The sequence below is a fragment of the Cyanobium sp. A1C-AMD genome (genome assembly GCF_024346495.1).
GTDB lineage: Bacteria > Cyanobacteriota > Cyanobacteriia > PCC-6307 > Cyanobiaceae > Cyanobium_A > Cyanobium_A usitatum.
Window position 1 is genome coordinate 21,140 of the sequence record NZ_JAGQDB010000024.1, and the last position, 7,825, is coordinate 28,964.

Annotated in this window: 8 protein-coding genes and 1 pseudogene; 8 read left to right on the forward strand and 1 reads right to left on the reverse strand. The window is 61.5% G+C overall.

The window, feature by feature from the left end:
• The first annotated feature begins 197 nt into the window (after nt 1–197).
• Both rplJ and rplL read left to right on the forward strand, forming a co-directional pair.
• Nucleotides 198–722: a 50S ribosomal protein L10 gene (gene rplJ, locus KBY74_RS05970; RefSeq protein WP_106632875.1), complete on the forward strand. Its 525-nt coding sequence runs from the start codon at nt 198–200 to the stop codon at nt 720–722.
• A gap of 50 nt (nt 723–772) precedes the next feature.
• On the forward strand, nt 773–1,156 hold the full coding sequence (gene rplL, locus KBY74_RS05975) for a 50S ribosomal protein L7/L12 (RefSeq protein WP_106632876.1): 384 nt from the start codon (nt 773–775) through the stop codon (nt 1,154–1,156).
• Between the two features lie 299 nt (nt 1,157–1,455).
• On the opposite strand, the gene KBY74_RS05980 is transcribed toward rplL, so the two are convergent.
• Nucleotides 1,456–2,196 (reverse strand): DUF3747 domain-containing protein, encoded by a 741-nt coding sequence (locus KBY74_RS05980; protein WP_254941900.1) that lies wholly within the window; start codon nt 2,194–2,196, stop codon nt 1,456–1,458.
• 72 nt (nt 2,197–2,268) lie between these two features.
• Here KBY74_RS05980 and KBY74_RS05985 point away from each other — a divergent pair, with 72 nt between their 5' ends.
• From KBY74_RS05985 to KBY74_RS13845, 6 genes and pseudogenes are all read left to right on the forward strand, one after another.
• Nucleotides 2,269–3,039 carry a ribonuclease H gene (locus KBY74_RS05985; protein ID WP_396123103.1) on the forward strand — a complete coding sequence of 257 codons (771 nt, stop codon included), beginning with the start codon at nt 2,269–2,271 and terminating at the stop codon, nt 3,037–3,039.
• A 10-nt stretch (nt 3,040–3,049) separates the two neighbouring features.
• Nucleotides 3,050–4,264 (forward strand): quinone-dependent dihydroorotate dehydrogenase, encoded by a 1,215-nt coding sequence (locus KBY74_RS05990; protein ID WP_254941902.1) that lies wholly within the window; start codon nt 3,050–3,052, stop codon nt 4,262–4,264.
• 103 nt (nt 4,265–4,367) lie between these two features.
• A complete protein-coding gene (pilM, locus tag KBY74_RS05995; RefSeq protein ID WP_254941903.1) occupies nt 4,368–5,183 on the forward strand; it encodes a type IV pilus biogenesis protein PilM in 816 nt (271 codons plus the stop codon).
• Nucleotides 5,180–5,896, forward strand: a complete 717-nt coding sequence (locus KBY74_RS06000) for a PilN domain-containing protein (RefSeq protein WP_254941904.1) — start codon at nt 5,180–5,182, stop codon at nt 5,894–5,896. The genes pilM and KBY74_RS06000 overlap by 4 nt, the downstream gene beginning before the upstream one ends.
• Nucleotides 5,896–6,627, forward strand: a complete 732-nt coding sequence (locus tag KBY74_RS06005) for a hypothetical protein (protein ID WP_254941905.1) — start codon at nt 5,896–5,898, stop codon at nt 6,625–6,627. The genes KBY74_RS06000 and KBY74_RS06005 overlap by 1 nt, the downstream gene beginning before the upstream one ends.
• Nucleotides 6,628–6,909: 282 nt before the next feature.
• Nucleotides 6,910–7,825: pseudogene (locus KBY74_RS13845) on the forward strand (hypothetical protein); the annotation flags it as partial.

The following is a 7,825-nucleotide window of genomic DNA, read 5'->3' on the forward strand; positions in this document are numbered from 1 at the left end:
CACGCGCCCTACCCCAGACAGCAGGTGGATTTCGGTCCATAAGTCCTGCCGAGGTGATCGCGACAGGTTTGGCACCAGGAAGGATTCGTCCGGAAGGGTTGTGGAGCGTGCAGCGGCCTCGAGTTGACCTTTCCCTTGGGAAAAGTCAACGTCCCGGGCTGCGTTCCCGGCTTGTTCCCCTGATCCGTTCCTTTCCTATGGGCCGCACGCTGGAGAGCAAGCAACAGATCGTCGATGAGCTCAAGGGGCTCCTCGGCGAGGCCGAAATGGCGCTTGTCCTTGATTTCAAGGGCTTGTCCATCAAGGAGATGTCTGATCTGCGGATTCGTCTGCAGGCCAGCAAGGGGGTGTGCAAGGTGACCAAAAACACCTTGATGCGCCGCGCCATTGATGGAAATACCGCCTGGGCGAATCTCGATTCTCTGCTCACCGGCTCCAACGCTTTCGTCCTTGTTAAGGGCGATGTGGGTGGTGCGGTGAAGGCCGTGCAGTCCTTCCAGAAGGACACGAAGAAGTCTGAGGTGAAGGGTGGCCTTTTCGAAGGCAAACTCCTCTCCGAAAAAGACATCAAGGCCATCGGAGATCTGCCCTCCAAGGAGGTGCTCATGGCCCAGATCGCAGGTGCGATTAATGCCGTGGCTACCAAGTTGGCCGTGGGTATCAACGAGGTTCCGTCCGGTCTTGCCCGGGCGCTCAAACAGCACGCCGAAGGCGAAAGCTGAGCTCCCCCGATCCGACTGTTCACAAACAGATCTGTTGCTGATTCTCAACCATGTCCGCTACAACCGACCAAATTCTCGAGTCACTGAAGACTCTTTCCCTGCTTGAAGCTTCCGAGCTCGTCAAGCAGATTGAAGAGGCTTTTGGTGTATCCGCCGCCGCTTCCGCGGGCGTCATGATGGCCGCAGCTCCCGCTGCTGCCGCTGAAGCCGTCGAGGAGCAGACCGAATTCGACGTCATGCTCGACAGCTTTGACGCCACTGCCAAGATCAAGGTCCTCAAGGCCGTCCGCGAAGTCACCGGCCTCGGCCTGGGCGAAGCCAAGGCCCTGGTGGAAAGCGCTCCATGCGCCATCAAGGAAGGCATCGCCAAAGGCGAAGCCGAATCCATCAAAAAAGCTGTGGAAGAAGTCGGCGGCAAGGTTTCGATCAAGTGATCGCTGGGGCCCTGCGGGGCCCTATCACCTTTCTGCCAACGTCATTCGTTGCCATCAGACCGGCCCCTTCAGGGCCGGTTTTTTGATGCAGTAACTAATAAAAAGAAGGGACCAACAAAAAGAGGTGACCAATAAAAAAGCCCCGCCGAAGGCAGGGCTCTGAGTTGGAACGATTCTGGGAGTCTGTCCTCGTTTCGACCCCGGAAGAGCGTTCCCACTCCTCACACCCCAGAAACTTAATGGCAGGCTTTGGGATCGGCTAGCTGGACTGGGACTCTCCGGCAACTGGCACCCGGGCTTCAATCGCGGAAGGGGATCACTGGCAAGCGAATAGGGCCCTGGCCCGTCCCCTGGGCCAGCAGGTTCGGGGGGGCAACCGGCGGACGCAGGCCGAGCTGGGCTCCAGGCCTGGCTGGGGGTTGGGAGATGCCGCTGGCTGCGGCTAGTAGCTGGGGCAGGGGTGCGGCGTTGGCGAAGTACAGGTGATTGAGGGTCTGCTCGCCAAAGCTGCGGCGTTGCAGGTCCCAGCCGGCTTCGAGCTTCAGGGCTACAAACCCATCTCGATCCCGCAGGGGCACCTTGGCGCGGGCAACCACCAGGGTGGTGGGATCGCTGGGGGTGCTGGCCTGCAGTTGCAGTTCGTTGCCGCTCTGGCGCAGCTGCAGCCGGTAGCGACTGGCCAGATCCTGATCGCCGATGCGCAGGGAGTAGCCGTTGCTGTCGAGATAGCGGCTGCAGATGCCGGTGTAGTTGAAGCGGTTGAGGGCCGGGTCGATCAGGCCGTCGGGGCGCTCCTCCCAGCAGCGGGGCTGGGGTTGGATCTGCTCAAGCACCAGCAGGTTCCAGTCGTTGCGCCCCAGGGGCCGCGCCAGCACGGCGAAGCGGCTGGCATCGAGCGGCCGGCTATTGAACAGGTTGGCGGCCTCTGCCCAGGGGGTGAGGGCGGCCAGGGCCGCACCTGCCAGCAGGGCGTTGCGCCAGGGACGGTAGGTTCGGCGCTCTGCCCGGCTTCTGGTCAGGCCCGGTTTGGATGGGTCCATGGCGGGGCGCAGCAAGCGGTCAGATGGGTTCTCTAGCGAATTTTCGGGGGTTGTCCAGTGGCGGCTAAGCCGGTGAAAGTGGTGGCTGCGGCCTGTGATGGTGCTTGCAGTGGCAATCCGGGTCCAGGCGGCTGGGGCGCCTTGCTGCGCTTCGAGGATGGCTCGGTGCATGAGATGGGCGGCGCCGATCGGGCCACCACCAACAACCGCATGGAGCTCACCGCAGCCCTGGCTTTGCTGGAGGCCATCAAGGAGCTGCCCCGTCCGGACCAGCTCAGCATCCGCACCGATAGCCGCTACCTGATCGATGGTTTCAGCAAGTGGATCCAGGGCTGGAAGCGCAAGGGCTGGCGCACGGCCTCCGGCGGGGCGGTGCTCAATCGGGATCTATGGGAGCAGCTGGACCAGGCCAGGCTTGAGGGGGTGTCCCTGGTGCACGTCAAGGGTCACAGCGGTGATCCAGACAACGACCGCTGTGATGCGATCGCCGTGGCTTTTTCCAAGGGTCAGATGCCGGCCATGGCGGCTGGCGAGGTGATCGCCACTGCCCGGATCGAAGCCGATGTTCCCAGCGCTAAAACCGCCGCCCCTGGCCCAGGGATTGCCGACCCGGCGCCTGCTGCCCTGCAGCAGCTGTTGAGCCGCCTTGAGCTGGCCGATCGCTTCGCTGGCCAGGGCTACGGCCTCAGCTTGGTGGAGCTGGCCCAGCTGGTGGAGCAGCCCTTGCAGCAACTGGAGCGCCGCAGTGGCCCCTGGCGCTGGCGCGACTGGCAGGTGTTGCCCCTGGCGGGAGGGCGCTGGCGTTTGCAACGGGACGAGGGAGGATTGGGCGCGCGGGAGTAGGCGGCGGCTGATGGTGGATTCAGGCTCATCGAGCAGGGCTGGCACCGGCACGGTTCGCACCAGCACGGTCAGTACCAGTACAGACGCCTTGTATGGGCGGCTGGTGGGTCCGCTGCTGGGCCGTGATGACGGCGCTGACGCTGAGCAGCTCAGCCAGCTCACCCTCACGGCCCTGGCCCAGGCCTCTTTGCGGCGCCAGTGGCCCTTCGTGAGTGGTGCCCTGGCAGGTTTGGCCGCTGAGCTGCAGCGCCCCGATCCACGGCTGGAGCAAACCCTGTTTGGCTGCCGCTTCTCTAACCCGGTGGGCCTGGCGGCCGGATTTGATAAAAACGGTGTAGCAGCAGGGATCTGGCATTTGTTTGGTTTTGGCTTTGCCGAGTTGGGCACGGTCACCTGGCATGGCCAGCCGGGCAATCCCAAGCCGCGGCTGTTCCGGCTGGCGGCCGAGCGGGCTGCCCTCAACCGCATGGGGTTCAACAACGGCGGCGCCCAGGTGTTGCGCCGCACCCTGGAGCGTCAGCAGCTGCCGGCACCGGGCCAGCGCCCGGCGGTGCTTGGTATCAACCTGGGCAAATCCAAGATCACCTCCCTGGAGCTGGCCCCCGACGACTACGCCTCCTCCCTGGAGCTACTCGCCCCCCTGGCCGACTATGCGGTGATCAATGTGAGCTCGCCCAACACGCCGGGTCTGCGGGAGCTGCAGGAGGAAACCCTGTTGCGGCGCCTGGTGGAGCGGCTGCGGCGCTTGCCGGCCTGCCCGCCGCTGCTGGTGAAGATCGCGCCGGATCTGGAGGACGACGCCATTGATGCCATCGCCCGCATGGCCTACGAGGAGGGCCTGGCCGGCGTAATCGCCGTTAATACCAGCCTGCATCGCCTTGGCCTGGAGCAGCGGCGCCTGGTGCAGACGGGCCGCACATTGGCCGAGGAGGCCGGCGGCCTCAGCGGAGTGCCCCTACGGGGCAGGGCCCTTGAGGTGCTGCGTCGGCTGCGGGCCACGGCGGGTCCAGCCTTGCCCCTGATTGGCGTCGGCGGGATCGATTCGGCCGAGAGCGCCTGGGAGCGGATCACCGCGGGGGCCTCGCTGGTGCAGCTCTATACCGGCTGGATCTACGGCGGGCCGGCGCTGGTGCCGCAGATTTTGGAAGGTCTGGCGTCCCAGCTGGATCGTCATGGCCTGAGCCATATCAGCGCAGCAGTGGGCACCGGTCTGGCCTGGCGCTGAATGTTCGGTAAGTTGCTATAGCGAATGGGTTTGCACCTTGGTGCTGGCGGGACTCCAAAACACTTGGCGCCCGCTCCGTGCCCAGCTATTTCCGAAACTGGTGATGGTGGATTTGTCCGAGCACTTGGTGCTTGGCCAGTCCGTTAAACGGGGCCAGCCAGTTGAGCCAGCCTGGTCGGCGCCGATACCGGCGCGCACCTGCCGTAATGGGGTGCCCCAGCTCGCGGATGCCGTGGGCGACTTCATCGGTGATCTGCTGCTCGAGCACGGTGGGATTGATTCCCAGCTGGTGGTGTCCCTGCCCCGCCAGGCGGCCCATTGGCGGGTGGTCGAATGGGCTAGCGCGCAGCATCCCGTGGATTCGATCGATGAGCTACGCGATCTGAACCCGGATCTGGGGCTGCCGTTTGCGTTGGATGATGCTTACGTCGATGTGCAGCCCCTACCTGGAAATACTGCCAGCTCCCTGGTGGTGGCCGCAGCTCGCTCGGTGGTGGAGGCCTGGGTGGAGGTGTTTGCAATAGCTGGCGGCACCCTGCAACATCTGCTGCCGGCTCAGGTGTGCTTAATGGGAGCCCTTAGCGATGAACTAAGAGCCACACCTGCCTCCACCCTGGTAGCCCTGTTGCAGCCGCTTGATGAGCAGACGGTCCTAACCCTCTGGCGCCAGGGCGTGCCTGAATTTGAGCGGCTGCTGCCTGGGGCTATGCCGGAGTTGTTACCAGCCCTGCAGCAGAGCCTGGATTTTTATCGCAGCCACCATGCACCCGAAGCATCCGTGAGGCTGCTGCTCACCGAATCAACGCCGGATCTGGAAGGCTTGGAACAGGCCCTAGGACTGGAGGCCGAGCTGCTCGAGTGTGATGGCTTTGGATCCCTTGTGCTGCAGGGACTTGCCGGCCTGGAGTTGGCCCAATGAGCTCCCCATCGATGGCCTCCCAGTTTGATCTGCTGCGTGAAAAACGCCAGGAGCTGAATCTGCCCGAACCAGCTGATGCCTCCATCCAGGGGCGCCGCTGGCTTGTCCAGGGTGTGGTGATTGGTGCGGCACTGGTTGGCGTTTCCCTTGTCGTGGCGGTATTGGTGTTTTTGAGAGCCTTGATGGTGAGCTCGGCGATCGAGGGCCTAGGCACCGTGGAAGCGGAGGTGCAGTTGTTTGAAACCCAGCTGAACGCCAGTAGAACCAAGCTCAATGGGGTGACAAAGGCCAATCAGGATTTGGTTAAGGGCTTGCTGTCAGTGCGATCCGGTTCAGCAGTGCTGCGTGATCTGCAAATGAGGGTGCCTGAGGGAATCCAGCTCACCAGTGCTGCTGAAGAAGGCACTGGCTATCGCCTCAAGGGGTTGTCGCGTGATCCCCAGGCTTTTGCCCGTATCAATGCCCTGCAGCTGCAGCTGAAGCGTTCGCCCTTGCTTGATCCCAATGCGATCACCTTGGTGAAGGCCTCCCGCGAAGTGGGTGCAGCCAGCACACCCCAGGCTCAAGCAGTAGTAGCACCGGTCAATTTTGAGATCCAGGTAAATTTCCGCCCGCCGATTAGTCCGCTAGCGGAAAAACAAATCCTCACCCAGCTGGGCTCCGAGGGTTTGGTGCGACGCCTCGATCTGCTCCAAAAGGAGGGCTTGCTCTGATGACTAATCTTCAAGATGTTGCTAGCCCTAATGCCACCAAGTTGCAGCAGCGCTTGCTGTTGGGTGTGCCGATTGGTATTGGTGCGGTTGTTACTGCTTTGATTATTGGCTTTGGGGTAGTACCTCAGTGGTTGCGCCTCCAAGCCGACAGTGCGCGCTTGGCCCAGCTGGAGGAACTCAAGAGCCGCATCCCCCTACTGAGATCCCAGATTGCCAAAACCGCCGAGGCCAAGACCGCGGCAGAGCGTAAGCAGCTGCAGGTGCTGCAATTAATTCAGGGTAGTGGCGAATTTGTCACCTTTCTTGCCCAGCTTGACGCGGAAGCTGCGCGCCACGGCGTTCAGCTTGATCTCTATGAGCCAGTGGCGGCGCTAGCACCTGTGCCCGCTGCAGAAGCAAAGAAGGGTGAACAGGCTCCACCTCCGCCAGCTTCTCCTATGGAAGCGGCTGGGCTGAAGGAGCAGAAGGTGTTGCTCACCGCTCGCGGTAGTTATCCAAGCCTGCTGGCATTTATGCGAGCCACCGAAAAGCTCAGCGTGCTTGTGAGCCAGAGCAGCTTGTCTTTGGCTGTGGTTGATCCAGCTAAGTCTGGGGCTCAGGCTGCACCACCGGCCGGGACTGCTGTTCCAGCTAGTGGCCCAGTGGCGGCGAAAACCGAGCTCAAATTAATGCTGACTTCTTATCAAGCTACTGACAGTAAGATAGCCCAGCCAATTCCTAAAAAGTCCTGATTGACTAATTGGCTCCTGGCTTTTCGGAAGTATTTTCGCTAAGATTAAATTTAAGTAGCATTGGTCCAGTTGGCAAGCCCTCTCCGGTTTCGATTGGCATCGGCTGCCCTGGCCACAGTGCTCCCAGCAATTGCCCTGGCTGAAGCCGCTGTTCATGCGGCCCCTCGTGCCTCTGGTGGTAACGGCAGTGCGGCCGGAGCGCCCAGTGCTAATGCTCCTGCGGTGCCGACTGCCGGGCCTTTGCAGCTAAAGGTGCGACGCCTCAGAGATTCGGTTGAATTAGTGATTGAAGGTGCTGGTCTGGCACCGCAGCTGCAGCAATCCAGTGGTGCCAATGGCTGGCAGGGTTTGCTTACAACAGCAACTCCTTCGGGCCTACGGGTTGGCCCCCAGCGGCTGTCTTTGCCCGAGCTGGGTTTTCAGACCATCACGCTGGACGGATCCGGCAGTAGCTACCGAGTTGGTGTCACCCCCGTGGCGGGAGCCCCATTGGGCCGGCCTGTGGTCAGTGGTGATGGAGCCAGCTTGATCATCAGCTTCCCAGCATCTTCCCAGCTGTCTCTTCCTGTAGCTCGTTTCAATGCTCAGCAGCCTGGCTATATCCCTCAGGCCAGCTTTGCGCCGCCGCTTCAGCCTCGGGCTGTGGCGCCCCCGCTCGGGGATATGGCCGTGGGGTCGATGACACTGCGCAATCCTGGTTATTTGAATCTAAGTGGCCCTGCGGTCACCATGACCCTTAAGAATGCTCCGGCTAAAGATGCCTTGATGGCTCTTGCTCAGGTGGGGGGGTATGGTTTTGCTTACGTGGCAGAACCTGATGCGTCTAATTCTACTGGGGGAGGCGTAGATGCAGGATCAATTCGAATATCTCTGGCATTCCGTGGTGAAAGCTTTGGGCGTGCTTTCAATACTGCTTTGCTGGCAGCTGGTTTGCAAGGAAGGCGTGAGGGCAACATGATTCTTGCCGGTCCGAAAGCCTTATCCAAAACCTTTGGGCCACAGTTATCTAAGGTATATCGCCTAAATCAGGTGGGCCCGAATGCCGCCGCTGATTACCTTGCCAACTTGGGTGCAACGGTTACCAAGACCAATACGATTACTACCTCGGTAACTCAGGGTGGTGATTTGAATCAGCCTAGTGGGGCACCCAATTCGGCTACAACACAATCAAGCTCAATTACTAACGTAGAGGCCTATG

What these genes read in the sequence shown, in the direction of transcription:
- rplJ (WP_106632875.1), top strand. Translation starts at nt 198, where the DNA reads ATGGGCCGCACGCTGGAGAGCAAGCAACAGATCGTCGATGAGCTCAAG.
- rplL (WP_106632876.1), top strand. Translation starts at nt 773, where the DNA reads ATGTCCGCTACAACCGACCAAATTCTCGAGTCACTGAAGACTCTTTCC.
- KBY74_RS05980 (WP_254941900.1), bottom strand. Translation starts at nt 2,196, where the DNA reads ATGGACCCATCCAAACCGGGCCTGACCAGAAGCCGGGCAGAGCGCCGA.
- KBY74_RS05990 (WP_254941902.1), top strand. Translation starts at nt 3,050, where the DNA reads ATGGTGGATTCAGGCTCATCGAGCAGGGCTGGCACCGGCACGGTTCGC.
- pilM (WP_254941903.1), top strand. Translation starts at nt 4,368, where the DNA reads ATGGTGGATTTGTCCGAGCACTTGGTGCTTGGCCAGTCCGTTAAACGG.
- KBY74_RS06000 (WP_254941904.1), top strand. Translation starts at nt 5,180, where the DNA reads ATGAGCTCCCCATCGATGGCCTCCCAGTTTGATCTGCTGCGTGAAAAA.
- KBY74_RS06005 (WP_254941905.1), top strand. Translation starts at nt 5,896, where the DNA reads ATGACTAATCTTCAAGATGTTGCTAGCCCTAATGCCACCAAGTTGCAG.